Source organism: Pantoea sp. NGS-ED-1003, assembly GCF_000738765.1.
Classification (GTDB): domain Bacteria; phylum Pseudomonadota; class Gammaproteobacteria; order Enterobacterales; family Enterobacteriaceae; genus Pantoea; species Pantoea septica.
Map to the genome: position 1 here is coordinate 1 of NZ_JPQA01000007.1, position 26,617 is coordinate 26,617.

The window sequence follows — 26,617 nt, forward strand, 5'->3', positions numbered from 1 at the left end:
TGAGGCAGCACCTGGCACGGCTGGGACGGAAGTCGCTGTCGTTCTCAAAATCGGTGGAGCTGCATGACAAAGTCATCGGGCATTATCTGAACATAAAACACTATCAATAAGTTGGAGTCATTACCGCTATTTTTATCCCCACATAGCTTTACCGGCTGGCTAATAAGCGGGCGAAGTCAAAGAAAAACGTTACTTTGCGATTTACGACAGTCGCGCGGACTGCAGCCAAACCAGCGCCGGAACGCGCGGGAGAAGGCGCTGACTTCAGAATAGCCCAGTAACAGCGCCATTTCTGACACCGACAGATGGTGTTGCTTCAGATAGTGGGTCGCCATTTCCTTGCGCACGCTGTCGACCAGGGCGGAAAAACAGGTCTGCTCATCGCGCAGCCGCCGCTGTAATGACCAGGCGGATAACCCCTGTTTCTCGGCGATCATTTCCAGCGAGGGTTCGCCGCTTAATAATTGAAGATGAATATCTGTGCGGGTTTGATTAACGGTGTCCTGATTTACCGCTGGCGGGCTGAGCCGACGGATCGCATCCTGCATAACCAGCAGCAGCATGGGATCGTGATCCGGCATTTTGCGGCTTAGATCCGTTTTAGCCACGATCATCGAGTTAAAGGGCTGATCAAAATAAACCGGCGCATCGAAGACTTTACAGTGTTCATGCCAGTGTTCAGGGCGCGGATGCTCAAAGTGGACTTCTCGCGGCGCCCAGTGCCGTCCTGCCGCGTGGCGAATCAGGTTAAGAAACATACCTAACGTCAACTCAGCATCCTGTCGGCGCAGCAGAATCGCGCCGTGACGCACCTGATAATCGAGTTGCCAGCAGTCGCCGTGCTCCGTCAGACGGATACAGGTATTGTGCTGATGCCAGGGAAACGCATTGACTACGTTGCGCAGCGCCTGTTCCAGCGTGGCCGAACATAAGCCGATATAGCCGATCAGTCCCAGAGACTGCGGGCGGAACTGATGGCCATACTGCAAACCGAAATTGTCCACGCCCGCCTGGCTGGCGGCTTCCTCCAGCACCCGGCAGTAATTCACCAGATCCAGACTCAGCGTCGGGCAGGCGAGCGTATCAGGATCGATGCCGCTGACGCCAAAAATGCGGTCCACATCGCCGCCCTGAGCGTTAATGAAATCGCCCAGTCCTGTCGCGGCGGCCGACAGGACGCCACGGTGCTGGCTTCCTGCGCTGGATAAGGCTGTGAGCGCCACCTCTGGAAATCTGCTGGTCATGATGTTTTCCGCCTGAAACTGAACATCTGTTATTTCTGCAAAAAACATACCAGCCGTCAGACGCGTGATAACAGCGACTTAGCGCCGCCTCAGAATAGATTGCACTGCAATCATCCATTCAGGCACCGCCGGAGTGCGCTAAACGCCAATCGGCAAACGGGCGCCTTCGAGGTAGCGATGGCACAGGCGCACCGTGTCGTTGGCCCAACCGCTGCCCAGGCTGCGGGCCATCTCCGTTTCGCTGTGGGAGGCCACCCAGGCCGTCAGCTGGATGCGGCGTTGAATCAGCAGCGAGGGGATCATAGCCAGCTCTTTATCGCTGACGTGCGCCACCTGCTCATAGCCGTTTAACCAGTTTTCCACCCACTGCGGCGCGCTCGGATGGTGCTCGACAAAGCTGATGGCAGCGGCAAGATCGTGCAGATACCAGCCCATTCCGCAGTCATCAAAATCAATGACCCGCGTTTCGCCTTTGTGAACCAACAGATTCGTCAGCCGCAGGTCGGCATGAATCAAACCATAGCGATCGGGCGACTGGCCAAATGCCGCCATCTCGCGTCTCACATGAGCCAGCGTCTCTTCAACGACCGCGTGTTGCGACCGCGCCAGGCCAGCGACATCCCGCCAGTCGCCCCAGTGGCCAGCAGGAGAAACCATGGTGTGATGATCCCAGACGATACGGCGAAAGCCCTGCGGTTTTTGCCAGCGCCGGCTGTGGTGGTGCAGCTGCGCGGTGATGCGGCCTAACTGGCGAAATGCCGCCGGCTCGACCGCATCGGTGAGCATATCGCCCTCTATCCAGTGAAACAGCACGGCATAACGTTCGCCGCTGTCAGGCAGAGGAAGCGTCTGAATCCGGTTACCCTGCCCGTCGCTGACGGCAACCGGTACACAGATTTCAGCAGCCTGAAGGGCGTCCAGCCAGTGAAGCTCGCTTTCAATATCCTGCTTAGCGTGATAGTCGCCCCGATGAATACGCAACGCATAGCGGCTCTGCGGCGTGCTGACAGACAGGGTCGCGTTCTCAGAACGGCACAGCAGTCTGACCTCAGCGTGCAGACAGCCGGGATAGGCCTGCAATGCCTGATGGGCAAGCTGAAGAATGGCGTCGTTACTCAAGGTGTCATATTGCTTAATGCTCATATCTGGCTCCCTCTCTCTGCGTGTGGCTTCAGCATGGCGCTGAACCTTCCCTGCACGCTTGACAGGAGAGCAGGCAAAAATTGACTTCAGCAGAGTAACGACGGCCTGAGCTGGGGCGACTTGACCCCAGCCGACGAATTTCTGTTTTCTGCGGTCAAGTTTTTCTGTTAGCGCTGTGTCCATCATCTACCCGTCAGCTTTTAAGGCATCGCTTTTCACTTTACGCAGACGGGGAACGCAGTGATGAAAGAGAAACTGAAACCCACCCTGGGCACCCTGCAACTCTGGGGTATCGCCGTGGGACTGGTTATATCGGGCGAGTATTTTGGCTGGAGTTATGGCTGGGGCGCCGCGGGTACCCTGGGCTTTCTGGTCACGACGCTGTTTGTCGCCGCCATGTACACCTGTTTTATCTTCAGCTTTACCGAGCTGACGACCGCCATTCCGCAGGCAGGCGGGCCGTTTGCTTACAGCCGTCGCGCCTTCGGCGATACCGGTGGGTTGATTGCGGGCATTGCCACCTTAATCGAGTTTGTTTTCGCGCCCCCGGCCATCGCCATGGCGATAGGCGCCTACCTCAATGTGCAGTTTCCGGAAGTGAACCCCAAACTTATCGCGGTCTGCGCCTATCTGATCTTTATGGGCCTCAACATCATCGGAGTCAGCATTGCGGCAACCTTTGAGCTGCTGGTCACTTTGCTGGCGGTGATTGAACTGCTGGTGTTTATGGGCGTGGTGGCGCCAGGCTTCAGCCTGACGAACTTTGTGGCTCACGGCTGGGCGGGACAGGAGACATTCTCGCTGGCCTCGGTATCCGGCATATTTGCCGCTATTCCTTTTGCCATCTGGTTTTTCCTGGCCATCGAAGGCGTCGCGATGGCGGCCGAAGAGGCAAAAGATCCGCGTCGCACCATTCCCCGTGCCTATATCAGCGGCATTTTAACGCTGGTGGTGCTGGCGGTTGGCGTTATGGTGTTTGCAGGTGGCGCAGGCGACTGGCGCCCCCTCTCCGGCATCAACGATCCGCTGCCGCAGGCGATGAAAATGCTGGTAGGCAACGATTCGCGCTGGATGCATATGCTGGTATGGATTGGGCTGTTCGGTCTGATCGCCAGTTTTCACGGCATTATCATGGGCTACTCTCGCCAGTTCTTTGCGCTGGCGCGGGAAGGCTATTTGCCGCCGTCGCTGGCGAAGCTGTCGCGCTTTAACACGCCGCACCGCGCGATTCTGGCGGGCGGCGCGGTCGGCATCCTCGCGATTTTCTCTGACGGCATCAGCTTTCAGGGAATGAGCCTGACCGCAGCGATGATTACCATGTCGGTATTTGGCGCCATCGTCATGTACATCATGAGCATGCTGAGCCTGTTTAAACTGCGTCGTACCGATCCGACCCTGCCGCGCAGCTATCGCGCGCCGGGTTACCCGGTGATCCCTGGCATTGCCCTGTGTGGATCGGTGATTTGTCTGATCGCGATGCTGTGGTTTAACCCGCAGATCGGCGCGCTGTTTGTCGGCTTTATGGTGACAGGCTATCTCTATTTCCTGACCACCCATTCCCGCCGCGGCGCTATCGCGCAGACCTCTGTTGCCGCAGAAACCGACTAACGCATCTATAAGCCCTGCTGCGCGTAGCCTGCGGCAGGGCAGCACCAAGACCAAGGAGTCACGATGACGGTACGTTCAACCATAATGGATACCAACAGCTTTCGTGCTGAACACGCGAAAACGCTGGCGCCGGACATTCGACAGCTGACCGACAAGCGCAGCCGGGTGCTGGGGGAGTCCTATCGGCTGTTTTATCGCAACCCGGTGCATCTGGTGCGCGGAAAGGGCCAGTATCTTTGGGATAAGGCGGGCAATCAGTATCTGGATATGTACAACAACGTGGCCAGTATTGGTCACTGTCATCCGGCGGTCGTAGAGGCGGTGCATCAACAGATGATGCAGCTGAATACGCATACGCGTTATCTGCACGAGTCGATCCTGGCATACAGCGATCGTATTCTGGCCACCCTGCCCGCGGAAATCGATCGCGCCATGTATATGTGTACCGGCTCCGAAGCGAACGATCTCGCTATCCGCATTGCCCAGTGCTGGAGCGGCGGCACCGGGATCATCGTATCCAGAGAAGCCTATCACGGCACCAGCGCGATTACCTCCGGCGTCTCGCCCGCGCTGGGCAGCGGCCAGCCGCTTTCAGCGCATACCCGCCTGGTGGCGCCGCCCGACTTTTATCGCGTTCAGACGACGGACCAGGGTGCATGGTTCGCGCGGGAAATTCAGCAGCAGATCGACGATATGGCCGCGCACGGCATCAAGTTTGCCGGTTTTCTGGCCGATTCGATCTTCTCGTCAGACGGCGTATTACCCGGCCAGCCAGGCTTTTTAAAGCAGGCGATTGATGTCGTGCATCAGAACGGCGGAATTTTTATCGCTGACGAAGTGCAGCCAGGTTTTGCCCGCACCGGCGAGGCCTTTTGGGGCTTTGCCCGACACGGCGTGGTGCCCGATGTGGTCACCACCGGCAAACCTATGGGGAACGGCATTCCGGTGTCGGGGCTAATGGCGAAAGCGCCGGTGCTGGCGGCGTTTAGCGATGCGCTGCCCTACTTTAATACCTTTGGCGGCAATCCGGTCTCCATGGCGGCGGCCCATGCGGTGATGGATGTCATTGAGCAGGAAGCGCTTCAGGCGCACAGCCTGACAACCGGCGCTGCGCTGCTGGCGGCCCTGCAATCGCTGCAGGCGGCTTACCCCTGCATCGGCGAAGTGCGTGGCGCAGGGCTGTTTATCGGGTTTGAACTGGTGAAGGACAGGGAAAGCAAGCTGCCTGACAAGCGTCTGGCGCTCGACCTGGTGGAGGCGCTACGCGAAGAGTTTGTGCTGACCTCCGTCGCCGGGCCCTACGGCAACGTGCTGAAAATCCGCCCGCCGCTCTGTTTCCAGACGCACGATATCGACTGGGTGGTCAGCGCGATGGATCGCTGTCTGAGGAAGTTGCAGGGGTGAACTTAACCCCATTTTACCGTCCGCTATGCGCGCATAGCGGACTCATATCTTAATGAAACAAACCCGGATAGCAGTGGGCTATTCCTTCAGCCATTTTTCCAGCTGCTCAATTTCAGCTTTCTGCGCTTTGATGACAGCTTCGGCCATTTTTCTCATCTCAGGATCTTTTCCATATTTCAGCTCTGTTTCCGCCATGGCTATCGCCCCTTTATGATGCTCAGCCATACCTTTTGCGAATGCCCGGTCAGCATCCTGCTCCTTCATTGCCTCCATCATGCCATGATGCATATTTTGCATGCCCGACATGTACTCTTTTGACGCCGGAGAGAGAGGCATGGACTGCGTCATGTTCATACCGGGCTTCTGCGCCATAGCCGCAGCCGGCAGTACAACCAGCAGAGAAATCAGAACGGTGCGTAAATTTTTCATGGCTTATTCCTTCTTAGCGCCAGAGGTCTTGAGGGTTGGCCGGGAGATCCAGCTTATGCAGATAAGAACTATCCCGATCGCCGCGTTATCAATCGCGTTATCGGTCATGGCAGCTAAGCTTAGTCGACACTCACTCGGCCGGGCAGCCGTTCCTTTCCGGACGCAAGCAGGAGAAGATCATGAAAGCAGTTATTTACAACGGTCCCTATGATGTAAAAGTAAAAGAGGTGCCGGATGCGAAAATCGTCCGCCCCACAGATGTCCTTGTCCGCATTACCACCACCAACATCTGTGGCTCTGATTTGCACATGTATGAGGGCCGGACCAGCTTTGAGCAGGGCCGTATTTTAGGGCACGAAAACCTGGGTGAAGTGGTTGAAATTGGCTCAGGGGTTGAGCGCGTCAAGGTCGGAGACTACGTCTGTCTGCCGTTCAACATCGGATGCGGTTTTTGCGAGAATTGTGAGAAAGGTTTGACGGGCTTCTGTCTTACAGCCAATCCGGGAACCGCAGGCGCTGCTTATGGGTTTGCTGAAATGGGTGCCTGGGAAGGCGGTCAGGCGGAGCTGCTTCGGGTCCCCTTCGCGGACTTTAACTGTCTCGTGCTCCCGCCTGACGCAGTAGAAAAAGAAGATGATTATGTGATGCTCTCTGACATCTTTCCTACCGGTTGGCACGCAACAGAACTCGCAGGATTAAAGCCAGGCGAAAGCGTAGCGATTTACGGCGCGGGGCCGGTGGGCCTGATGGCTGCTCATTCAGCCATCATAAAAGGTGCTTCACAGGTGTTCGTGGTGGATACACACAAAGACCGTTTGGCCCTGGCAGAGAAACTGGGAGCGACGGCCATCAATGCGACCGGCGATGAAGCCGTGCAAAGAATTCTCGACCTGACGGACGGACGTGGCACCGATTGCGGCTGTGAGTGTGTGGGCTACCAGTGCTGTAACAAACATGGCCATGAAGACAATTCGATCACGATGAACAGTCTTGTGGCGTCAACCAAAGCAACCGGGGGAATTGGTGTGGTTGGCGTATTTATACCTCAGGATCCGGGAGCGGCCTCAGACCTCGCCAAACAAGGTAAAATGCCTTTTGATTTCGGAAGCTTTTGGTTTAAAGGACAGGCAATACGTACCGGGCAGGCCAACGTCAAAGCCTATAATCGTCAACTGGCCCGTCTAATCCATCAGGGTAAAGCCAGCCCGGGCGACATCATCTCACACCGCCTTTCGCTTGAAGAGGCGCCTACGGGATATAAACATTTTGACGATCGCGACGAAGGATGGACAAAGGTTATCCTTAAACCTTAACTGACGTTGGCCAGTAGAAAATAACATCTGAAATGTGGATGTCGACAGGATACCCTTGCGTATCCTGTCATCGTGCGACTCTTCCTCTGTCAGGCAATTATCAATGCAATACGGCTGCAGCCGCTATTGTCTGTTGCAGTTTATATGGCTGTGCCAGGATGGTTTTGAAATGAACGGATCGTGTTTGTGTGGAGCAGTCGTATTTGAACTAGCTGAAAAGCCTGCCCTGTTTTATCGTTGCCATTGCTCGCTTTGCAGAAAGCAGAGTGGCGTCGGCTACAATCTTGCCACGCTGGTGAAAAGCGCCGGATTCAGGTGGATTAACGGCGAAAACGGCATTGTTTCATGGTCAAAACCGACTGGCTACCGGACAGATTTTTGCAGCCTGTGCGGCTCAACGGTGCCTAACCCCTTGCGCGGCGAGCCTTATGTCTGGATCCCCGTTGGCTTGCTGGATGAGCGGCTTGAAATGCAATGCGCAGGAGACTTCTGTACTGATGATGCCATGCCCTGGGATAAGACGCGCTCACCTCAATGCCATGCCGGACCTGTCGACTCGCTGGCGTCACTTTTAACGTGCCTGAAACTCACTTCCTGAAGATTGGCGACGGCAATCAAGCGGACGTTTCAGTAAAGAGTCACCTCAGGGCAGCAATGACTGCCCTGAGCCGATCGATCAGGCTTTATTAACTCTTTTTAGCGCGCCACTCAGCCTTTGCACCCCAGAAGTAACAATGACAAAGAACGCCGGCACGAAGAAGATGGCCAGCAGCGTGCCGCTTATCATCCCGCCAAAAACGCCTGTACCAATGGCATTCTGGGTGCTTTTACTGGCGCCGCTCGCCAGCATCAGCGGCACCACGCCAAGGGTAAAAGCCAGCGACGTCATGATAATGGGGCGCAGGCGTAACCGGGCGGCCTCTCTGGCGGCCTCAGCTAGCGGTTTACCCTGCGCATAAAGCTGCCGGGCAAACTCTACGATCAGGATGGCGTTTTTAGTGGAAAGTCCGATGAGCGTAATCATGCCGACCTTGAAAAAAACGTCATTAGACACCCCCGCGATAAACACCGCCAGCAGCGCGCCAGCCATACCCAGCGGAACGACAAGAATGACTGAAAGCGGCACGGACCAGCTCTCATACAGCGCGGCAAGCACCAGGAAAACAACAAGCACGGATAAGGCTATCAGCAAGGGCATCTGCGCCGCCGTGCTGCGCTCCTGCAGCGAGGCGCCGGTCCACTCGGCGAAATAGCCTGTCGGCAATGATGCCGCGAGTTTATTCATCTCAGCCATCGCCGCGCCGCTGGCGTAACCGTCGCCGGGGCTGCCAGCGATTTTAATGGCGGGATAGCCCTGATAACGATTGAGCTGCTGCGGCGACTGCGACCAGTTTGCCGTGACAAAGGCCGACAGCGGTACCATCTCGCCCGAAGCATTCCTGACGTAGAGCTTGAGTAAATCCGCCAGCTGCATGCGGTAGGCGGAATCCGCCTGCACAATAACCTGCTGCACGCGCCCGTTATCCACGTAGTCATTCACGTAATTTGAGCCGATGGCGGCTGACAGCATCTGATTAATGTCGTCAAAGCTGACGCCCATCGCCTGCGCTTTTTCCCTGTCCACCTCAAGCGCGGCGCTGACGCCCTCGGGCAACCCCTCAATGTAGACATCTCTCACCACGCCGCTCTGGTTGGCCTTTTCCGTCAGCGCTGTGGCCGCCTGCAACAAGGCGGCGTAGCCGCGACCGGCGCGATCCTCGAGGTAAAGATTAAAACCTGATGACGTCCCCATATCGGAGATGGCGGGCGGCATCAGGCTCATTACCGTGGCGGCAGCGTCGTTGCTCATGGTGGTCTGAACAAATTCCGCTTCGCCATCCGCGGTTGCGCCCTGCCGCTCGCCCCAGTCCTTCAGCGTAGTAAAGGCCATCGCGGTGTTCGGGCCGGAGCCGGAAAAACCAAAGCCGAAAATAGAGATATTGCTGGCAATGCCGGGCCTTTCCATAATCGCTTTTTCAAGCCGATCGACCACATAGCGGGTTCTTTCCTGCGTGGCGTCTGACGGCAGCTGGATCGACGTCATAAAGTAGCCCTGATCCTCATCGGGAATAAACGATGAAGGCAGCGCCGACCAGGCGACATAAATTACCGCGCACAGCACCGCGTAAATCAGCATGACGCGGCCGCTGCGGCGCAGCGTGGCGTGCAATCCTCGCTCATAGCGGACGGTCAGGGCATTGAAGCGGCGGTTAAACCAGCCTGCAAAGCCCCTCTTCTCCTCGCCGTGCTGCGCAATCGGCTTCAGCAGCGAAGCGCACAGCGCGGGAGTCATGGTCAGCGCAAGGAAAGCCGAGAACAGAATAGAAACGGCCATGGAGAGCGTGAACTGGCGATAGATAACGCCGACCGAGCCAGTCGCGAACCCCATCGGGATAAACACGGCGGTCAGCACCAGCGTAATGCCGATAATCGCCGGCGTGATCTCGCGCATCGCCTCATGCGTCGCCTCTTTCGGCGACAGACCTTTTTCCGCCATCAGGCGCTCAACGCTCTCCACCACCACAATCGCATCGTCCACGATGATGCCGATGGCCAGCACCATGCCGAACATGGTCAGCACATTAATGGAAAAACCGCTCACCAGCATCACGGTAAAGGTGCCGAGCAGCGCCACCGGCGCAACAATCGCCGGAATAAAGGTGTAGCGCAGATTTTGCAGAAACAGCAGCATCACCAGAAAAACCAGCACCATGGCTTCAATAAAGGTGTGTATGACTTTCTCAATCGACAGCTTCACAAAAGGCGCGGTATCAAACGGCACCGAGAACGCCATGCCCTGCGGCAGCACCGTTGAGAGTTCATTCAGTCGTGAACGCACGCCTTCTGCGGTGCTGGCGGCATTGGCGCCGGGCATCAGCTGAATCGCTGCGGCCGTGGCGGCGTGTCCATTTTCGCGAATAGCGAACGCGTAGCTTTGCAGCCCCTGCTCCACGCGCGCCACGTCAGCCAGCCGGACGCGCGAGCCGTTATTCAGCGCCTTAAGCGTAATGTTGCGGAAATCCTCCACCGAACTGAGCTGTCCGCGCACCGTGAGCGGGTAAGTAACGGATTGTCCGGGCTGCGCCGGTTCATCGCCGATTCTGCCGGGCGAGACCTGTGCGTTTTGCTGGCTCAGGGCGGTAGTGACGTCGCTGACCGCCAGCTTATAGTTGAACAGTTTGATTGGATCCAGCCATATGCGCATCGCTTTCTCCGCGCCGAACAGCTGAACTTTGCCGACGCCCGGCACGCGCCGCAGCTCCTCAGAAACGTTACGCGCAAAATAGTCGCTCAGGTCCTGCTCGCTGAACTGCCCCGTGGGCGAACGCAGCCCGACAATCATCAGAAAGCCTGAGTTGGCCGCCTCTACGTTCAGCCCGTTCTGGCGGACGGTTTGCGGCAGACGCGGTTCAACCACCTTGATTTTGTTCTGCACATCAACCTGAGCGAGCCTGATGTCCGTGCCGGGTTTAAAGGTCACCGTGATGCTGGCCGTGCCAGAGGTATCGCTTGAAGACTCGAAGTAGAGCATGTCGTCGACGCTGGAGATCTCTCTTTCAATCAGCGAGATAACCGACTCATTCATGGTTTCCGGCGTGGCGCCCGGATAGGTTACCGTAATGCTGACGCTCGGCGGCGCCACCGACGGATACTGCGCCACAGGCAGCTGCGGAATGGCAATGAGGCCTGCCAGGACGATAAACAGGGCGATAACCCAGGCAAAAACAGGCCTTTCAATAAAGAATTGCGGCATCGGTATATCCGGTGGTTAAGCGGGAGGGGATCATTCTTGCGTCTGGCTCAGATTTGCCCGGTGTTGACGCGGCGGCCGATATCTTTGAGCTGGGAGTACTTTTCCAGCAGCTGCGGGCCGTCATCCAGGCTCATGGCGAACATCCACATATAGGTCATCACCGAATAGATATGGCCGGCGTCGCGAACGCCGTTTAGCGTCATGTAGAGAATGGTCATGGCGAACAGCAGCGCAGCCACGCACCCAATGGCCAGATATCCCATGGCTTCACGATCGGAAAGGCGGATACGCAAGCCGGCCAGCACGCCGTAATGCTTCGTTAGCGCAGGCGCTGTGGCAGTGCTGACAAAGCCCACCTCTTTTTCCAGCCGGTTATTCAGACGCACAAACAGCGCTTCGTTTTTACGCGTAAAGCCGGGCAGAAAGCCGCCAAAGAAAACCAGGATGGCGATGCAGGCGATGCCGGTCCAGAACTCAATAGTCAGCAGCATCACAGCGGCTCCCGTAATCGACGCGACGGAAGTGATAAGCACCGGCAGATGCTTCTCGAAAAAATCGACGAATTCGCGCGACAGCGTGACGCGTGCCGCAATAGTCGATGCGCCCTGATTTTCGCTGCGCTGCGTCAGGATCACCGGTACCGCCAGCTCGGCGTAAATACGGGCAAAAGTGCGGGTATCTACGCTGCGGCGCGCGGCGCCAATCGCCCACATGATAAATACCATGCCCGCATATAACATAGCGTGCAGCGCCCGTCCCGAAAGCATGGCGTTGATGGCAAATCCCGCCAGTAGCGGGTAGAGCAGATACATAACGTTCTCGGCAACGACCAGCAAAAATGTGAGCAGCAGCTTTTTACGATGCCGACGCCCCAACATTTTCAGGGTCTTGAGGGCGCTGCGAGCAGGCGCAGTTGGCACTGGCGTTTTGAATATTTGCATGTTTAACTTCTGATTATGATGTGCTTGAGCGGTTGCTCAAGACTGAAGCGAGTCTATTTGAGCGTTTGCTCAAAGTCAATGCAGGGAAATATCGAACGTATGCCAGCAGAAAACCTTCGGACTAAAATCCTCGACGGAGCGATAGCGCTTTTTATCGATAAAGGCATCGATAACGTGACGACCCGGGAGCTTACCGAGCATGTCGGCATCTCACGTAGCCATATCTATCACTATTTCCGCGACTGGCGTTCGCTCAGGCTGGAGGCGGTTGAGCGTTTCATGCAGGCCGATCTTGATGCTTTTAAAGAGACTATCGCCGGTTTCGCGCCTGATGCCGCGCTTGATGCTTTTATTACCAGTTTGCCTGCCACCCAGGATGCGGACTGGCAGCTGTACAATGCGGTCTGGACGCAGGCCCAGCACGATCCGGCCTATGCCGATTTGGCCATGAGCAACATGAACAGATGGTTTAGCCTTTTAGAAAGACTGATTGAGACGGGCATTGGCCAGGGACTTTACCGGCAGGTCGATGTGGCGCGCACCGCCCGCATGATAGGCGGCGCGGTGAATGGCTATGCCGATATTCTTAGCGTAAACCCCACAGCAGCGGGCTTTCAGCAAGCGAAAGAGGATTTACGCTATTTGGTTAAGCAGCTTTTAAGCGTTGCTGAGTGAATAATGGGCATTCGCTGGGCAGTGTTGCCGTTCTGCGCCCCTCTTCCCGAGGGGCTATGATTAATCAGAAGGTTACCCAGTCATTCTCAGCAGAGGTAGCGGATGCCGGCACCTTATGACTGGTTCTGTTGTCTGGCGCTTTCTGATGCATCGCCGGCGTGGATGACGGCAGCCGAAAGACGGAGACGGTTTTTTCCAGCCCAAGCGCCTGCTCTTCAAGACTGCTGGCCGCAGCTGAAGACTCCTCCACCAGCGCCGCATTCTGCTGTGTCGTGGTATCCATTTCCGTCATCGCCTGAGCAATCTGGGTAATGCCCCGGTTCTGCTCATCCGATGCCGCGGCGATCTCGCCCATGATATCCCTGACCTGCGAAACGGATCGGACGATATCTTGCATCGTATCCCCGGCGCGATTAACCAGTTCAGTCCCGCCGTTGACCCGATCCAGCGATTCCCGGATTAACGTTTCAATCTCTTTTGCAGCCAGCGAACTCCGCTGCGCCAGATTTCTTACCTCGCCGGCAACGACTGCAAATCCACGTCCCTGTTCACCCGCCCGCGCCGCCTCAACAGCCGCGTTCAGTGCGAGAATATTGGTCTGAAAGGCGATACCGTTTATTACGGCAATGATCTCGCCGATTTTTCCAGAACTCTGGCTGATGCCGCCCATCGTGGTAATGACATCCCTGATGATTTCCCCACCCCGCCCCGCATTATGCGAAGCCTCAGTGGCCAGCCGACTGGCATGATGCGCGTTTTCGGCATTCTGTTTTACCGTCGAAGTCAGCTCTTCCATACTGGCTGCGGTCTCAACGACGGCTGCGGATTGCTGCTCTGTTCGCGATGACAAATCGATATTGCCTGCGGCAATCTCCGAGGATGCACGCGCCACGCCGTTTACGCCGTCACGCACGCGCGAAATGATGGTGCGAAGGCTCAGGTTCATGGTGTTGACGGCGGTCATCAGCTGGCCCAGTTCGTCAGAGCGTGTGCTGGCAATTTCCGACGTCAAATCGCCTTCCGCAATACGTTGCGCGGAAGAGAGGGTTTCTTTAAGGGGCCGGGTAATACTGCGGGTCATCTGCCATGCAACCAGAAGGCTAAGCACAATGCAGGCGATAGTGGTAAAACCAATCTGCCAGAGCGCCGTCTGAATATACCTGCCTGCCATTTCTGACTGATAAAGCGCCAAATCTGTCATCGTTTTATTCAGCGTAACTGCGGCCCCGGTCATCTCGTCTGAAGCCAGTTTTTCTAAATGTGCCTGCTGTAGATATTTTTGCAACAGACCGGGCATGGCTGCGCTTTTCTGTTGTATGGCTGTCAATAACTCGCTGAGTAAAGCATCATCAGAGGTGCCAGCTGTTGCCATGAGCGACTGAATCTCATCAAGTTGTCTGATAAGGGTATTCAACAACGCTTCATCTGGCTTTGTCAGATAATCTCGTAATGTCAAAGAGAGAGAATCAATTTTCGATTTCAGGGCAAAAAGCGCCGCCGCTGTTTCAGATGGTACAAAAGAGACACGTGAGCTGAGCTGCTCTGCGAATGAAGGAAAGGCCATCGCGGTGAGTTCTGTTAACGCGCTGTCGGTGTTGTTCGTCGCGGCAAGAAAGTTCGCTCGTTTATCCTGATACTGTTTCAGATTTTGTTCGAGCCGAATGACTTTTGCCTCGCCTTCGGCAGACCATACGTGCTCTTCCAGATTATCTTTCAATACGGTCAGCTTATTCATCGCCATCCCGTTAAGCTCAAAATACCTTTTATCCCTAGTATATTGAAACAGCGTCCGATTGAGCCTGGCGTCACTAAGCGTATTGGCCATATTCACGATAATGTCACGTTTAGCCGAGTTTTCCTGAATGCTAAAAAAACAGCGGAACGCAAGCAGCGCAATGATGACAGAGGCGAAGATAACTAATGCAAAACCCAGCGTTAGTTTGCCGCCTATTTTTAAATTTGGGAAAATTTTCATGAGTTTCATTGATGCAGCCCCTGTTTGGCAGTTTTCCCAGTGGCGAAAAGCCCTGCTGGATATCTGCTTTATCGGAAAAGCAGCCATAAAATTTATATTAATTTTGCGACATAGCTCATCCATCTGCATTAAAATTGACAACGATCACTTTTTTCTCGCTAAAAATAAGAGGCAGAACATTAAGGGATCTAACTATTTCCTGTGCAAAGATAACCATAAAAAGAAATAATGTGCGCCTACTCTTCGCTTCCCCAGACGTCAGAAACAGGAAATGAATAGAGTGAATTTGAATCTGCCCATGGCATTTATGCGCTTCGCTTAAAGCGATAATGACAGGCCGTTTCGGCACCGGAATCCTTTTTTTACTCTTCGAATAGCAGAACAGGCGTCCTGTTTCATTTGAAAAAAAGTATGCTCTGAAATATCGGCTTCAAGAGATTAAAACGTAGAAAGCCCTCTTCCGTCCTAAAGTAAATAATAAAAGTGACGTTAACTGTAATAGCCTCACCAGGGTAAGTTTAAAATTAAAAAGTACTTTGCCCTCTTACGTGAGGGCTTTACTCGTTGCTATGGCCGAAAGTTTAAACACAGCGCAGCTTCTGGAAAAAATAACCTCTGCACACTGAGGGTCGCTGTAGCGTAATACAGCGACCCGCCAGGGAATAACCGTACGTCGAGCCGCACTCTTTTCAACGAGGTGTCGCCATAGAGGGACGGCATATCGACAAACCCGCATCAGAGGCCGATTTCTTTTTTATATATTTTGAAGCATTCACGAAGGAGTGAAAGAAGAGAAAATGGCACCCTACAGGATTGAATAATAACAATCAATCTATTGTTTAATAACATTATTTATAGGTTTCAAAATCACACATACCCCCAAAGATACCCCCAAATGTTTTTGTGACACCTCATTTTGACTGTTTTTCATCCACCACAGGCGCATTCAACTCACTGCATAACGCGATAAGCTGAAATCCTTATTTTATGATAGATCTCTCCTACATTAAGGAACCGATCAGCCATGAGAATGACCAGCCGTAAAAAAGAGATACTGAGCTTCTTTGATCCTGAACACCGCGAATGGGTAACTGGTACGATTGGTGCGCCGCCGTTTGATGTATCCGGGGTCGCATATCTTCTCAGTGGCATGAACTCATTCAAATCACGGCATCACATGGAATCAGCCAGGAGAACGCTGGAGGCGATGGTTAACGATGGGCTGCTGGAGAAGATCACCAGCTATGAGCAGCGGCAGGACAGCACGCAGTCTGGGGCAGGTAAAGGTGTCTGCTGTAACGGTTCCCGATACGGGCTCATCGGTCAGTGTCTGGTAATGCGTGATCGTGATGACAGTGATAATTATATTGAAGGTGAATTCGACAGGGTAAATTGAGGAAGATTTACAGGAATCAATACTGCTCGCTCATGACATTAGAACATAAGCAGCTGTATAGGAGCGATTAACCACGGAGCTACATGAGATTTTTCTAATGCATATGACAAAACACAAGAAAACCATACTCAGCTACTTTGAACCCGCCAGACTTACCTCTATAGCCAACATAATCGGACCGCCACCGTATGATGTTTATGGCATTTCATATTTGCTTCATGGGCCAGATGAATACAAAAACCCCATAAGGCGTGAATCGGTGCGCCGATCTCTGGAGCTGATGGTATCTTTTGGGCTACTGACAAAGTCCTCTCACCGAGAGGTCAGGAATGGCATGACGTGTGTGGTATGTCGCTATAGCCTGAAATCTGAAGAATGAACGCCTGGGAAGTTTGCGCACTACAGCCCAATCAGGACAGACAAACTCAAAGAGAAGGCGATTATTAGTTTTGCTAATGACGTTTTCTTATTGTAGGAGGGATGCGAAGTTTTTCTCTCTATATAATTAAGCAAAAACATGTCGTTCAGTTGGTTCAGTTGGTTCGATTTGTAAAGACCGCTGTTTTTAAAGGATTAATTTCAAAAAAGTGAACCAACACAACCCCAAATTGAACCAACAGCGGGGCTATCTGAACCAACAAATCTTTGTGTCTTACATTGTCTTGCGATAATAAAATAGCCATCTGTTCCCTGAATCTGGTGGCTTATGAGCAAATCCCTGTCCGTTACCTTCCGTGTGCCTGCTGAGTTAAGCGAGTCTTTTACCGATGCTGTGAGTGCTGCTGGTGGAGATAAAACTGCATGGCTTGTCGATGCCATCCGGCAGAAACTGAACCGGCCAGAGAACAATCCTGACGCACGCATGATGGCGCTGGTGGAAAGAATGGAAACTGCGGCGGCGGCTTTAATTGGCGGAAAGCAGGGTATTCCACCTTTGCCATATGATGAAGAAGCCGTCATCCGCATCATTTCAGAAACCATCAGGCAAGGCTTTGATAATGGCCGTATCATTGCAGAGCGGCTTAACGAGGCCGGTTATCAGACTAAAGCTGGCAAGGCTTGGGATAAGGACATCTACAGCGCATGGAAAAGACAAGGAAACCACGCATTAAGAGTTGAGCAATGATGTTTTATTAAATCCCAAATGCCTTCCGCGGAAACCCATCGTTGTTTGGGAAGCCCATAGCTGTAAGATGACATCCAGGAACCTGTGGCTTACTGTCGACTAAATCTGCCACATTATTTAGCCAATTTGAGCCTGGGCCAATTTTTTTCACTAAGAACCACAATACAGCAATCATCCCAAACATGCGTTCGTACTGGTCATGTCCAAGCCCTAGCGACATAAAGTAAGGATCATTCGAGAGCGGCCTCAATTTTGGTTCGTTAAGTTTGTTCCAGATGCGAGAGTGATGCGCACATCTATTTCTCAAAACGTTCATGGAACTTAGCCAATTCTGGAATATAGCTCCATTGCCAGAAGCTATACCTAATCGAGCCAAAATTTCGTTTCGGTATTGGTCTTTAAGCATCCCGTAGTATTTTGACATCAAGCCAAAATCCCACACCTCAATAGCTACCCAAAAAGGGATGCCTTCATATCGTGAAGTGTGCCATTTAATAGAATCCTCACGACTTTTAGAGATTTCGCAGGAGTGTTTGGTTAACCATGCCTGCCGCGGGCTGGGCTGATCAGGCTTGCTCGGGTGCGGATTTAGATGCTTAGGATTGATGAAGTCATCATCTAGATAAGCGAGAGGATGGTACTTGCCCATTTCGTGAGCGATCACGGAACGAACAAAAATTTCTATTCGCTCTAAGGCATTCATCACAAGGAGGCGAAGTTTTTTATCAAATAAGTAAAGATCGTAAACATCCCGGAAGGATGTTCCTTTTCTTACATTATCAATCCTACCAATTATTTTTCCATCTGAAACTTCCGGAAGACGACATGGATACCAAAAACCTGAAAGCCGGTAATAACCAACTTGGGTAATTTTTTTTATCGCATGGTCTCTATCAGAAATATGCATACCCCGAGATTCAAGTAACTCGATTAAATCCGCATATTCCTTATGAATTTTTACCGGAGCGGGCATAGTTTTGTCAGATAGTAGATAATAGAAGGCCCGACCATAATGATTGCCTTATAAAGACTCACACCAGGGGGCCGGGCTCAGTTGCCGCTAAATCTACCTTATTCTCAGAACAAGTCAATATGACATGCCACACTGTCATACGTCAAAAAGCCCCTAAAAAAGAATAAAACACAATATGTAGTTGAAAACACAAAAACTAAACACAAAAGGTAGCTTTCATCGTTTTTATCTATCAATAGCTTCGCTTAACGCTTTAGTGATGGTCTTTTCCAACGATATGCGGGAGCACTCATACGCTGCTTATGGCGTTCTTTTGCCTGCAATGCCTGCGCTACCTCTGTGCGGATTGTGTAAAGCGCATGTCCGTCCAGAGGTTCTCCGTTCTGGCGGGCAATCTGTAGCAGCGTCATCTCAATGGTATGCCGATCTATCATTACGCACTTTCCTGTTTACAGTGAACGTTCAGGTATTTTTTATGCTAAATGCGGCTGCTGGCGTCAACCTGCACACGACTATTGCGCTCGTTACGTTCCTTGGTAAGCTGAGAGATGCGGTCCTGAATGTTGGGTTTTGCTAGGTTTTCGCAACCAATGTCGCGGGCGGTCTTTTCGCTGTACCCCGCCCGAATGGCCGCTTGCGTGGCGTTCAAATCGATGAGGTACTCGCGACAGCACATTTCTTGTTTGTCGGTGAGTGCAATTTTATATCCAAGGAAATTATGATTACGTTATATACCGTTGATAGAAAGGGATACTTTGAGGGGGGGAATACTCCACATCTCATCGCGCATAGTGCGACCGGGCTGACAGAGCTTGATCAATATATTCAGAAGCTTTTCCCTAATGGGATGTCACCACATGGTAATCAGTACTTTTTCAACAGTAATTCTTCAGTCATGATAACTGACTGCTCGACGGAACTTCATTTGGAAATGCACAGAAGGACTTTCCATCCGCATAAGCCATCCCGTTTCACATCTATTTTTGCATGTCAGACACTTGAAGAGTGCATAGCTTTTCGTCACAAGCATGGTTCAATTACAAATCCAATCTATTCTTTTGAAATCGAGGAAAAGGATGTTCACATCGGAGATATGGAACTATTGAAAGCTGGATGCTCTACGCTTGTATTCTCTCACCATCTTGAGCTTTATTGGTCAGGTGAGGACTTTCGTAAATACATGCCTTCGCATGAGCCTTTTTATGAAGTACTTGTCAATCTAGCTTTGTCATCTATTGCAAGTTGGAAACGTTGTGGCTAACTTTCCGGCACATATTCCATCTTGAGCGCGTCATCAGATGCCAGATATACCCAGCCACCATCTTCACGGGCAATGCCAATGAAGCCGTTAACCACTTCAGGCTGTGACCGGTTCATCAGGCCTTCATGCGTTTCACCGGATTTGGTGATTACTGTGATGCGGCAGGTGTCTGGCATATTGGCTCCAATAAAAAAACCGCCCGTAGGCGGCTAGTTATCTAAACCAAACTTCTTCTTAGCATATGATTTGAGCAATTCAACTCCAACATCTTTTAAAACGGATATTGGCTGATCGCTTATTCCCTTCAATTTATCAAATACGTTTTTCTCATGCAGCGCTGAGGCGAAGTCATATCCGTCAGAGGTTAATCTGACATTAGTATTCCAGCTGTCTATCCTATTCATGGAGAACATCAACCCTAATTTTTTAGGGTCGTGAAGAAGAAGATCAATCGTGCTTACGTATCCCTTCTCAATCAACATGGTGTAGTGGAAGTACCCTTTTTCTGAAGATATGTCGTAACCTTTATTTTCGAGTGTTTTGGTATCTACGAAAGGCATTTCGGCTTCGATAAATACATCCAGCATTCCCTTTAGGTATTCTAAATCTGTGCGCATAGAGATCCTCCCTTGATTGAGGTCTCAATTTATCATTACAATCCCCTTACTGGAATCATCATCAGCGCACTCGTAACTGCGCCCTGTGATGGTTACGCCGCCTTTTTAAGCCTTTTAGCTTTCCTTTCGAAGTAATCATCAGCTACCTGCTCATACTCTTCCCGCGTAAATCCTTTCTGGTCAGGGTACTTGGCCGCCAACAACATGGGAAAATCAGTCATGGTTATGAGTTAGAAACCTTCAGCTTCAGCAATCTCTATAGCCACCTGCTCCAGTGGCTTGCCAAAAACTTGAATGATCCAGCGATCAGCAGTTGTCCTGTAGCCCACATGGTCAAAAGTGCCATCCTCGCGCACGTAGTCCGCTCTGACGGGTGGTTGCGGGCCATCAATGGATTTGCTGCCTTTTTCTCTCGCAATCTTCTCCAGCGCAGCCAGGCGGGCTTTAATGCTCATCGTTACCACCCACCAGCAACACTCTCAGTTCGGGTGACTGCGGGAAGTTATGCCCGCGCAGTGACAGGCGCTCTATGGCCCTGTCATACGCTCCTGCAGGGGCATTGCCCGCTAACTCATCCATCAGGGCTGAAATCACACACACATCGCCATCTTTCGGCGTCATGGTCTTTTCCAGCCGGTTCAGTCGCGCCAGCAGGCTACCCATGATGATCCCCCTGCAGGACAAGCTGATTATGGCGCTGCGCTTCTTCAGCTGTGGCGTTGCGGAAAAGCCCTTTATGCTTCACCCAGCCGCCGCCACACTCGCGAGATCCGTCAGGGCTGACACCGATTAGCCAGATTTCATCAGGACCACTGCTGGTGGTCTGAGCGCCGCTGGTGGCCTCCAGTGCTTCAATTCGTCTTAACAGGCTCATTGTCTGCTCTCCTGTGTCTTCTCCAGCTCAGCTACACGCTCAGCCAGTTCTGTAATTTCGATAATCTTCGCCATGTTCGCCAGGCCGTCCAGAATCATTTTCCCTTGGTCGGCCGGCAGCTCTCCCGCGGCTATCGCCTTAATTACCGAACGGGCTGCTGCAGGTAAATCGCTGTCATCCAGCTCAAACGAAACAGGCTGATAAACTGGCTTACTCGGCGGGACAACTCTGTCCAAGATGAGGCGACAAGCAGCCATATCGCCTTCTTTAGCCGCGTCCATGATGGTTTTCACAGCATCATCAGCGCCACCTTCCAGCACACGCCTCAGTTCAGCTGCTTTGCTGCTGCGCCCACCGGGATTACCCGATGCGCCTTTCTTCCATTTGCCGCCTTTATCACGGCTGGCCTGTTCTTTCGTGCTGTCAGGCATCTGTCTGCCACCTTTCGCTATTTCTCATACCCGTTTCACCTTGACCAAACTCAACATGATCGCGTCCCTGCGATGCGTTCAATTACTTCTTAATCCGCTTTTGAAGAAAGCCTCCATCACGGGTGCTTTGCTCACGCGCTACCTTCAGGGCAACTATCTCCATCTGCTGAACCATTTGTTTTTGTGTAGCCGCATCAATACCGTTAGTGGTGGTTATGTTGAAGTTGACCTCTAAACTAACACCGCCAGCACCGCCCCCATTGCCGATGTCACGGTTGCTGATAACAGAGCCGTTATCACCCGGAATCATATACTGGCTGCCGTTGCTGGCCTTGAAGATTTCAGGCTTTCCGCCTTCGCCCACCCGGTACATTGAGTTAGCCAGAACAGGCCCGCCATGCTCACGCGCCCCGGCCACTGCCAATCCTTTAGAAGCCATTAACGCTGTTGAATAGGCTGTTGTGCCTACGGTTGAAGCGGTTCCCATGGTGGCGATCGATGCGCTCACTGCTGCCGGCCCCCACATCCCTGCTGCGGCTGTTGCCTGCGTTGCTGTTGCCCCAAGAGCTGCTGATGCCGCAACCTGTCCCATAAGCATGTTTTTCACATACTGCAGGCCCATCTCCACCAGCCCGCTCACCACACTGTTGAGGATCGTGCTTCCGATGTTTGCAAATGCCTCGCTGAGGCTTTGAGTGCCGTTCAGGAGGCCGGTAATGGCATTAGTCGCGCCACCCTGAAGAGAGTCAACCGCGTCAGCCAGAAGGCTGTTAGCGGCGCTCTGGTTGCGGTATATCTCCCACTGAGCCGCTATACGCTGCTGTTCGTACTGAGTGTTGGCGGCATTCATTAATGCCAGACCATTGAGGGTGATTTGCCCTTTAGCGGTTTCAAACTCCTGTATTAACGCGAGCTTTTTGGCGTTCTCATTAGCCAGTGCCTGAACAGGATCTATAGCGCCTTGTGCTTCCTGCAGTGGGCTAACCCCAGCGTTCTGCGTCGCCCTAATTTTGGCTAAGTTCACCTGATGCTGTTGCTCCATCTGCTCGGCGGCGGTGTCGTGCTGCTTCTGCGTGATGGTCTTTTGTTCAATTGCCGTCCGGAGGTCAGCAACATCCTGTTTATAGCGGGTGTTCTCTGCCTGCTCGGGAATTAACTTCATAGCAGCTGCCTGAGCGCGGATTGCGGCGGCTTTATCCCAGGCTGCGCCAGCATCCTTCTCTACCTGCGCTATTTGAGCTGGTGTAGGGTTTATTAGTTTCTGATGTGCCTGAAGAACTGCCTGAGCACGGGATAGTCCATCAACCGAATCAGCAGAAAGCTCGGCCTTTTGCCGATACTGTTCCAGCACCTGAGCATTACGGGATGCCTGACCGGCTGATTTCTTCTGCTCAGAGTTGAACTGCTTCGTCGCTTCTAAATTTTTATAAGTGGCGGCCGCATCATCTTCCATTTTTTTGGCGTGAGGGTCGTCTTTAGCAAAGCCTGCATCTTCAGCAGCATATTGGGCTGCGAGTCGGGCGCGAGCTTCTCCCTGAAGTTTTGACAGCGAGAGGTTTCGTTCTGCCTGCTTTAACAGGTTTTTCTGCCCGTCAGTTAGGTTGTCAGTGGTGCGTTTGAGGCTATCCATATTTAATTTAGCGTTGGTAGCTTCTACAGCTAATTCTACTAACGTCTTTGACAGACTGGTGATTTGTTCCTGTCCCTCCTTGCTAGATGAGGTCATATTTTGCAGGCGAATAGCTAAGGTAGTTAATGCCTGTGGAGAAGGGTTTTTACTTAGGTCATTCAGCTGTTTTGCTAGTTCAAAAGCAGCTTGATCAGTAATACCCAGCCGGGAAGATAATGCCCCAACGGTGTTTGTAAATGTTGAGATAGTCGCTTCGTTCGCAATGCTACTTTTGCTTACCTGATTGAAAGCATCGGTGAAGCTGTTTGTTTTGACTTCAGCGGCGTCCAAAATAGTGCTAAGTACCTTAACACTGACTGTGCCGCCAGACAGCGCGGCTTTGGCTGTATCGCCGAAAGAGAAAAATTCGTTGGTGGTATCAGATATGGTCTTTGAAACCTTCGTCATTGCCAGGTTGTATTCCAGCAGCACCTGATTTCTCATCAGCGAGGCAACTTCTGCGTTAACCCTTGCAAGGTTTGCATACTTATCTGACAGCGCGGCCACACCATTTTGTGAAATGGTGATCACCTTATCCATGGCGTCAGCGGCTTCTCGGAGAGCATCCATTGCGTTTTTACCGCCGCTTAGAGCGGTAATTAACGTACCGGCGATTACTGTACCCAAAGCAATCACCGCGCCCACAATGGCACCACCTGGGCCAAATGCTCCCGCCAACTGAGAACCTTGCTGACTGAAAGCGACTAAAGCAGATTGTCCGCCCTGAACCTGCACGATGAAGTCTTGGATCTGGTAACCAGCCTGCTGAAACTGGCTGCGGAAAGCGCCCCCTGCTTTTGTGGCCTGATTTACCGCTGTGGCGGTGGTTTTTGCCTGTGTCTCAAGCGCTTTGATGCCGCCAGTAGAATTTTTAGCACTATCACCTAATGCTTTCAGCTCTCGTTTGAGCTGTTCGCTGTCTTCAAGTGCCTTCTTCAGCTCAATATCGACTTCGTAATAAATTCCACCAGCGTTATATGACTCGGCCATCTCACGCCCCTCAATGATTAATGCGAGTCGCGGCTTTTTTGAGCGCGATACGGTGCATATTGTCGATGAGACTTAGGCCATGATTGGTTACCTGATGTTCTCTGCCATCCAGAGAGATCATTTCCATTAACATCCGGTAGGCTTCACGTTCATAATCGGCCTTACCGAGGCGGCGGACAGCATAAACGCAGTTATCCACCAGCCCGGACGCCAGTAAATCACGGCGAACTTCACCTGTTTTTCCGTCATGCGAAAACTGAGTGTTCCCATGCTCTCGGAGCCGATTACGGAGGTAAGCATCCGCAACAGCTTCGGCCAGGCGTTGTAATTGTTCCATTATGCCTCCTGAGCAAGTTGAGCTAATGCCTTGTCCATCAGGCCGCGAGCGATAACGTGAATGGTTGGGGCAACACCTAAAGGGGATTTTGCTCGCTCTCTTTCCTGTAATTTACGGAGTTCTTCATACTGTTCGACTTTGATAAGGACCGTTCTTACCGTGCACTTTTGCATAATCACCTCCTGATAAATATACAGTGATTATAATTGCGAAAAATGAAATGATCCCTATTTGTATGCCGATTTATGAAATGATGATTTGATCGTTTTGATCGAATATTTTGCTCATAAAAAAACCTCGCCGGAGCGAGGTGTGGTTACAAGATTTTATAAGCGTTTATATAGCAATATAGAGAAAAGGTTTATAACGAGCTTTTCTTAGCTTCTTCAATTTCTGCGTTGCAAGCATCTACGTTGTCAAAGTCATACTGAAGGAAAACATATCCCTCGCCAGAGCCATTGGCTCTTGCTTCCATAGATACTGATGCAAGCTTGTTTTTAAGAGGTGTTGCGAGAGACCCTTCCCATTGGGCTGAGAGGAAACGTTCCTTTTTGTTCAGCGCCATCATCCAGTCTTGAGGTTCTTTCCAGATTGAGCCTGAAAGTAAAAAATCGGTACTTTTAGGTTTGCCATAGATTGAAGATAGAGAATCTAAGAGCTCTTTGAATTTTGATTTGAGCGCAAGTCCATAGCTGTCTGTATCAATGTTTTTACCTAACGCTCTAATTTGGCATAGGCCAGATTTTGGAGAAATGAGTAGACCAAAACCCTCAAATTCAGCGTTCTTTTTCGGTGGCGATTTTATCGTGTAGAGATTCGGCACGCCCTCATAAGGCTTAAGCTCTTCACCGGTCATATCTTCGATATTCTTTTTGCTTAAACCTGACTCTAGGCCAAATGGCCCATCTCCCGGCGGAAGCAATGGCTGGCTATTGCTAGCCTGGGCTGGCTTCTCAATTTGCTTTGCTTCAGCAACGTTGCTCTGCTTCAAATCAGATGGCATAGCGTTAGCAAGTCCATACTTGGCTGACAAATATCGCTGTTGAAGCATCGCCATGGTTTGCTCCTGAGTTGCGATTGCTGCCAGTTTCATTGCAAGAACCAGACCACCGCTATATTGGTTGGCTTCTGCTTTAGCCTGAGAAATCTGAGCATTTAACGCATCTATTTCGCTCTTAACTGACTCAGCCGCCACCTCATCCGGCTTTGTTCCGGGTACATCCATTGTTATTTTTGCGCCTGACTCAATACCATCAATTCGCTGCTTAATCAGCGCCTGGTTTGTTTTGAGAATCTCAACTCTGGCGCTGATTAAAGTCTTGATCAGCCCGCCAGAGTAGTTCTGATTAGTGGCATTCGCAGACGAAATCTCACTTTCTGTTTGTGATAATTCCACCTTGAGTTGTTCTACTTTTTGTTTCTCTTCCGGAGAAAGCTCTTTTGGACCACATCCTGTCAAAATGAACACAGATATAAAACATGCCAGAATAGACTTTTTCATTTCCTTGCCCCTTAGAAAAAAACCACCCGAAGGGTGGCTTGCTATCAGATGTGGTTTTCACATCCCATCTGTGATTTGTCGATAATTTGCGTGCCCTCAACACGGAAACCGTATGTGCCGAAGAGGAAGGCGTGGTTTAACTGGTAGATAACCACATCGCTCAAGCCAACCGCACACTTATCTTTCTCAATAGCGTGATCCATAGCCGTTTTAACGTTCGGAATACCTAAAGGGAAAATTACGATTGGCGCTTTATCTTCGCCGGTCACGCGAGCACCTTTCTCAAACTTAGCTGCGTTCAAGTTGTAGTTTTTGGTGCTTGCGACAGTCATATCAGCGACACGCACAGTACATCCTGAAAGTAACAACGCCCCAAGCGCCACTGCCAAAACCTTTTTCATTTTATATATTTCCATTGATTGCAATCGGAAACATCCTATCAATAATTATTAACATTGCAATTGTTGTTACTTTCTTTGTTTTCCGACCTTCCTTGATTGATAACTCACTTAATCTTTCAACCTGAAGGCCTCACCGTCTGGTTTGGCTAACCCCATTCTGCGCTGTGTATCGGCTGCGGCCTTGGTTACATCTCCAAAGGTGTCGATAAGCACAGTGGGGCGAACACGCTTCGCCAGACACTGATTGCGGCGGTATCTGATCCACTCTCGGCCGGCTTCTGAGTCGCAATTGTCGAACACCTCCAGCCAGCGAGAGGCTGCTCTTCTGTAAAGGCCTTTCGCCTCAAGTTCTTCAGCTTTCTTGTCATTCACCATCTGTACCGTCCTGAAAAGCATGTTTTTACGCTGAGGGTGTTGGTTCAAAACAGCCCTTTGTTGGTTCAGTGTTGGTTCACTTTTAAATTTAAATTTCTTATAAATCAAAGGTAATGAGGAATTGAACCAACTGAACTAACT

General features: G+C 51.8%; 28 protein-coding genes and 2 pseudogenes. 9 read left to right on the top strand and 21 right to left on the bottom strand.

Going from position 1 to position 26,617, the window contains the following annotated elements:
* Nucleotides 1-110: IS1 family transposase (locus JS46_RS14490; protein ID WP_019725171.1), on the top strand; the 110-nt coding region annotated here is incomplete at its 5' end.
* Nucleotides 111-176: 66 nt separating this feature from the next.
* On the opposite strand, the gene JS46_RS14495 is transcribed toward JS46_RS14490, so the two are convergent.
* Both JS46_RS14495 and JS46_RS14500 read right to left on the bottom strand, forming a co-directional pair.
* Nucleotides 177-1,244, bottom strand: coding sequence for an AraC family transcriptional regulator (locus JS46_RS14495; protein WP_033752882.1), 1,068 nt, complete (start codon nt 1,242-1,244; stop codon nt 177-179).
* Nucleotides 1,245-1,382: 138 nt separating this feature from the next.
* On the bottom strand, nt 1,383-2,387 hold the full coding sequence (locus tag JS46_RS14500) for a phosphotransferase enzyme family protein (protein ID WP_033752581.1): 1,005 nt from the start codon (nt 2,385-2,387) through the stop codon (nt 1,383-1,385).
* A gap of 243 nt (nt 2,388-2,630) precedes the next feature.
* Between JS46_RS14500 and eat the strand changes: the two genes are divergently transcribed.
* Together eat and JS46_RS14510 are read left to right on the top strand one after the other, a co-directional pair.
* Nucleotides 2,631-3,995 carry an ethanolamine permease gene (eat, locus tag JS46_RS14505; protein ID WP_033752583.1) on the top strand — a complete coding sequence of 455 codons (1,365 nt, stop codon included), beginning with the start codon at nt 2,631-2,633 and terminating at the stop codon, nt 3,993-3,995.
* Between the two features lie 63 nt (nt 3,996-4,058).
* The gene (locus tag JS46_RS14510; RefSeq protein ID WP_033752584.1) at nt 4,059-5,399 is read left to right on the top strand and encodes an aspartate aminotransferase family protein; all 1,341 of its coding nucleotides are present in this window, start codon (nt 4,059-4,061) and stop codon (nt 5,397-5,399) included.
* A gap of 78 nt (nt 5,400-5,477) precedes the next feature.
* Here the strand turns inward: JS46_RS14510 and JS46_RS14515 are convergent, their stop codons facing one another.
* Nucleotides 5,478-5,828, bottom strand: coding sequence for a DUF305 domain-containing protein (locus JS46_RS14515; protein ID WP_033752586.1), 351 nt, complete (start codon nt 5,826-5,828; stop codon nt 5,478-5,480).
* A 179-nt stretch (nt 5,829-6,007) separates the two neighbouring features.
* Between JS46_RS14515 and JS46_RS14520 the strand changes: the two genes are divergently transcribed.
* A complete protein-coding gene (locus JS46_RS14520) occupies nt 6,008-7,141 on the top strand; it encodes a glutathione-independent formaldehyde dehydrogenase (protein WP_033752588.1) in 1,134 nt (377 codons plus the stop codon).
* A 169-nt stretch (nt 7,142-7,310) separates the two neighbouring features.
* Nucleotides 7,311-7,739, top strand: coding sequence for a GFA family protein (locus JS46_RS23480; protein ID WP_072010452.1), 429 nt, complete (start codon nt 7,311-7,313; stop codon nt 7,737-7,739).
* A 78-nt stretch (nt 7,740-7,817) separates the two neighbouring features.
* On the opposite strand, the gene JS46_RS14525 is transcribed toward JS46_RS23480, so the two are convergent.
* Both JS46_RS14525 and JS46_RS14530 read right to left on the bottom strand, forming a co-directional pair.
* Nucleotides 7,818-10,934: a multidrug efflux RND transporter permease subunit gene (locus tag JS46_RS14525; protein WP_033752589.1), complete on the bottom strand. Its 3,117-nt coding sequence runs from the start codon at nt 10,932-10,934 to the stop codon at nt 7,818-7,820.
* Between the two features lie 47 nt (nt 10,935-10,981).
* Nucleotides 10,982-11,875, bottom strand: a complete 894-nt coding sequence (locus JS46_RS14530; RefSeq protein ID WP_033752590.1) for an ABC transporter six-transmembrane domain-containing protein — start codon at nt 11,873-11,875, stop codon at nt 10,982-10,984.
* A 99-nt stretch (nt 11,876-11,974) separates the two neighbouring features.
* Between JS46_RS14530 and JS46_RS14535 the strand changes: the two genes are divergently transcribed.
* On the top strand, nt 11,975-12,550 hold the full coding sequence (locus tag JS46_RS14535) for a TetR/AcrR family transcriptional regulator (RefSeq protein WP_033752883.1): 576 nt from the start codon (nt 11,975-11,977) through the stop codon (nt 12,548-12,550).
* A gap of 64 nt (nt 12,551-12,614) precedes the next feature.
* Here JS46_RS14535 and JS46_RS14540 read toward each other — a convergent pair whose 3' ends face one another.
* Entirely contained in the window at nt 12,615-14,534 is a 1,920-nt protein-coding gene (locus JS46_RS14540; protein ID WP_033752591.1) for a methyl-accepting chemotaxis protein, read from the bottom strand.
* Between the two features lie 1,015 nt (nt 14,535-15,549).
* On the opposite strand from JS46_RS14540, the gene JS46_RS14545 reads away from it, so the two are divergent.
* Entirely contained in the window at nt 15,550-15,921 is a 372-nt protein-coding gene (locus JS46_RS14545; protein ID WP_033752593.1) for a hypothetical protein, read from the top strand.
* Between the two features lie 706 nt (nt 15,922-16,627).
* The gene (locus JS46_RS14550) at nt 16,628-17,047 is read left to right on the top strand and encodes a hypothetical protein (protein ID WP_033752595.1); all 420 of its coding nucleotides are present in this window, start codon (nt 16,628-16,630) and stop codon (nt 17,045-17,047) included.
* 7 nt (nt 17,048-17,054) lie between these two features.
* On the opposite strand, the gene JS46_RS23490 is transcribed toward JS46_RS14550, so the two are convergent.
* Entirely contained in the window at nt 17,055-18,020 is a 966-nt protein-coding gene (locus JS46_RS23490) for an Abi family protein (protein WP_072010445.1), read from the bottom strand.
* Between the two features lie 490 nt (nt 18,021-18,510).
* Nucleotides 18,511-18,720 (bottom strand): annotated as a pseudogene (locus tag JS46_RS14560) (terminase small subunit); the annotation flags it as partial.
* Between the two features lie 18 nt (nt 18,721-18,738).
* On the opposite strand from JS46_RS14560, the gene JS46_RS24205 reads away from it, so the two are divergent.
* The gene (locus tag JS46_RS24205) at nt 18,739-19,281 is read left to right on the top strand and encodes a hypothetical protein (protein ID WP_152560709.1); all 543 of its coding nucleotides are present in this window, start codon (nt 18,739-18,741) and stop codon (nt 19,279-19,281) included.
* Here the strand turns inward: JS46_RS24205 and JS46_RS14565 are convergent.
* The 13 genes and pseudogenes from JS46_RS14565 to JS46_RS14615 all read right to left on the bottom strand — a co-directional run bounded on the left by JS46_RS14565 (nt 19,278) and on the right by JS46_RS14615 (nt 26,476).
* Nucleotides 19,278-19,457, bottom strand: a complete 180-nt coding sequence (locus tag JS46_RS14565; RefSeq protein ID WP_033752598.1) for a hypothetical protein — start codon at nt 19,455-19,457, stop codon at nt 19,278-19,280. The genes JS46_RS24205 and JS46_RS14565 overlap by 4 nt on opposite strands.
* A gap of 33 nt (nt 19,458-19,490) precedes the next feature.
* A complete protein-coding gene (locus tag JS46_RS14570; protein ID WP_033752601.1) occupies nt 19,491-19,898 on the bottom strand; it encodes a hypothetical protein in 408 nt (135 codons plus the stop codon).
* A gap of 92 nt (nt 19,899-19,990) precedes the next feature.
* Nucleotides 19,991-20,125: pseudogene (locus JS46_RS24630) on the bottom strand (DUF6246 family protein); the annotation flags it as partial.
* A gap of 3 nt (nt 20,126-20,128) precedes the next feature.
* Complete coding sequence (locus JS46_RS14575; RefSeq protein WP_033752602.1) at nt 20,129-20,353, bottom strand: hypothetical protein; 225 nt, start codon at nt 20,351-20,353, stop codon at nt 20,129-20,131.
* Nucleotides 20,343-20,561 (bottom strand): hypothetical protein, encoded by a 219-nt coding sequence (locus JS46_RS14580; RefSeq protein ID WP_033752603.1) that lies wholly within the window; start codon nt 20,559-20,561, stop codon nt 20,343-20,345. Before JS46_RS14580 ends, JS46_RS14575 begins: the two co-directional genes overlap by 11 nt.
* Nucleotides 20,554-20,772 (bottom strand): hypothetical protein, encoded by a 219-nt coding sequence (locus tag JS46_RS24210; protein ID WP_152560710.1) that lies wholly within the window; start codon nt 20,770-20,772, stop codon nt 20,554-20,556. The genes JS46_RS14580 and JS46_RS24210 overlap by 8 nt, the downstream gene beginning before the upstream one ends.
* The gene (locus JS46_RS14585) at nt 20,769-21,203 is read right to left on the bottom strand and encodes a hypothetical protein (RefSeq protein WP_033752606.1); all 435 of its coding nucleotides are present in this window, start codon (nt 21,201-21,203) and stop codon (nt 20,769-20,771) included. The genes JS46_RS24210 and JS46_RS14585 overlap by 4 nt, the downstream gene beginning before the upstream one ends.
* An 82-nt stretch (nt 21,204-21,285) precedes the next feature.
* Nucleotides 21,286-23,862: a tail protein (tape measure) gene (locus JS46_RS14590; RefSeq protein WP_051905627.1), complete on the bottom strand. Its 2,577-nt coding sequence runs from the start codon at nt 23,860-23,862 to the stop codon at nt 21,286-21,288.
* 10 nt (nt 23,863-23,872) lie between these two features.
* A complete protein-coding gene (locus JS46_RS14595; protein WP_033752608.1) occupies nt 23,873-24,199 on the bottom strand; it encodes a hypothetical protein in 327 nt (108 codons plus the stop codon).
* Entirely contained in the window at nt 24,199-24,372 is a 174-nt protein-coding gene (locus tag JS46_RS24465; RefSeq protein ID WP_033752610.1) for a hypothetical protein, read from the bottom strand. The genes JS46_RS14595 and JS46_RS24465 overlap by 1 nt, the downstream gene beginning before the upstream one ends.
* A gap of 188 nt (nt 24,373-24,560) precedes the next feature.
* On the bottom strand, nt 24,561-25,700 hold the full coding sequence (locus JS46_RS14605) for a hypothetical protein (RefSeq protein ID WP_033752612.1): 1,140 nt from the start codon (nt 25,698-25,700) through the stop codon (nt 24,561-24,563).
* A 44-nt stretch (nt 25,701-25,744) separates the two neighbouring features.
* Nucleotides 25,745-26,101, bottom strand: a complete 357-nt coding sequence (locus JS46_RS14610; RefSeq protein ID WP_033752613.1) for a hypothetical protein — start codon at nt 26,099-26,101, stop codon at nt 25,745-25,747.
* A 108-nt stretch (nt 26,102-26,209) separates the two neighbouring features.
* Entirely contained in the window at nt 26,210-26,476 is a 267-nt protein-coding gene (locus JS46_RS14615) for a PerC family transcriptional regulator (RefSeq protein ID WP_033752615.1), read from the bottom strand.
* Between the last annotated feature and the right edge of the window lie 141 nt (nt 26,477-26,617).

Coding starts and splice junctions, on each gene's coding strand:
- JS46_RS14495 (WP_033752882.1), bottom strand. CDS start 1,244: ATGACCAGCAGATTTCCAGAGGTGGCGCTCACAGCCTTATCCAGCGCA.
- JS46_RS14500 (WP_033752581.1), bottom strand. CDS start 2,387: ATGAGCATTAAGCAATATGACACCTTGAGTAACGACGCCATTCTTCAG.
- eat (WP_033752583.1), top strand. CDS start 2,631: ATGAAAGAGAAACTGAAACCCACCCTGGGCACCCTGCAACTCTGGGGT.
- JS46_RS14510 (WP_033752584.1), top strand. CDS start 4,059: ATGACGGTACGTTCAACCATAATGGATACCAACAGCTTTCGTGCTGAA.
- JS46_RS14515 (WP_033752586.1), bottom strand. CDS start 5,828: ATGAAAAATTTACGCACCGTTCTGATTTCTCTGCTGGTTGTACTGCCG.
- JS46_RS14520 (WP_033752588.1), top strand. CDS start 6,008: ATGAAAGCAGTTATTTACAACGGTCCCTATGATGTAAAAGTAAAAGAG.
- JS46_RS23480 (WP_072010452.1), top strand. CDS start 7,311: ATGAACGGATCGTGTTTGTGTGGAGCAGTCGTATTTGAACTAGCTGAA.
- JS46_RS14525 (WP_033752589.1), bottom strand. CDS start 10,934: ATGCCGCAATTCTTTATTGAAAGGCCTGTTTTTGCCTGGGTTATCGCC.
- JS46_RS14530 (WP_033752590.1), bottom strand. CDS start 11,875: ATGCAAATATTCAAAACGCCAGTGCCAACTGCGCCTGCTCGCAGCGCC.
- JS46_RS14535 (WP_033752883.1), top strand. CDS start 11,975: ATGCCAGCAGAAAACCTTCGGACTAAAATCCTCGACGGAGCGATAGCG.
- JS46_RS14540 (WP_033752591.1), bottom strand. CDS start 14,534: ATGAAACTCATGAAAATTTTCCCAAATTTAAAAATAGGCGGCAAACTA.
- JS46_RS14545 (WP_033752593.1), top strand. CDS start 15,550: ATGAGAATGACCAGCCGTAAAAAAGAGATACTGAGCTTCTTTGATCCT.
- JS46_RS14550 (WP_033752595.1), top strand. CDS start 16,628: ATGAGCAAATCCCTGTCCGTTACCTTCCGTGTGCCTGCTGAGTTAAGC.
- JS46_RS23490 (WP_072010445.1), bottom strand. CDS start 18,020: ATGCCCGCTCCGGTAAAAATTCATAAGGAATATGCGGATTTAATCGAG.
- JS46_RS24205 (WP_152560709.1), top strand. CDS start 18,739: ATGATTACGTTATATACCGTTGATAGAAAGGGATACTTTGAGGGGGGG.
- JS46_RS14565 (WP_033752598.1), bottom strand. CDS start 19,457: ATGCCAGACACCTGCCGCATCACAGTAATCACCAAATCCGGTGAAACG.
- JS46_RS14570 (WP_033752601.1), bottom strand. CDS start 19,898: ATGCGCACAGATTTAGAATACCTAAAGGGAATGCTGGATGTATTTATC.
- JS46_RS14575 (WP_033752602.1), bottom strand. CDS start 20,353: ATGAGCATTAAAGCCCGCCTGGCTGCGCTGGAGAAGATTGCGAGAGAA.
- JS46_RS14580 (WP_033752603.1), bottom strand. CDS start 20,561: ATGGGTAGCCTGCTGGCGCGACTGAACCGGCTGGAAAAGACCATGACG.
- JS46_RS24210 (WP_152560710.1), bottom strand. CDS start 20,772: ATGAGCCTGTTAAGACGAATTGAAGCACTGGAGGCCACCAGCGGCGCT.
- JS46_RS14585 (WP_033752606.1), bottom strand. CDS start 21,203: ATGCCTGACAGCACGAAAGAACAGGCCAGCCGTGATAAAGGCGGCAAA.
- JS46_RS14590 (WP_051905627.1), bottom strand. CDS start 23,862: ATGGCCGAGTCATATAACGCTGGTGGAATTTATTACGAAGTCGATATT.
- JS46_RS14595 (WP_033752608.1), bottom strand. CDS start 24,199: ATGGAACAATTACAACGCCTGGCCGAAGCTGTTGCGGATGCTTACCTC.
- JS46_RS24465 (WP_033752610.1), bottom strand. CDS start 24,372: ATGCAAAAGTGCACGGTAAGAACGGTCCTTATCAAAGTCGAACAGTAT.
- JS46_RS14605 (WP_033752612.1), bottom strand. CDS start 25,700: ATGAAAAAGTCTATTCTGGCATGTTTTATATCTGTGTTCATTTTGACA.
- JS46_RS14610 (WP_033752613.1), bottom strand. CDS start 26,101: ATGAAAAAGGTTTTGGCAGTGGCGCTTGGGGCGTTGTTACTTTCAGGA.
- JS46_RS14615 (WP_033752615.1), bottom strand. CDS start 26,476: ATGGTGAATGACAAGAAAGCTGAAGAACTTGAGGCGAAAGGCCTTTAC.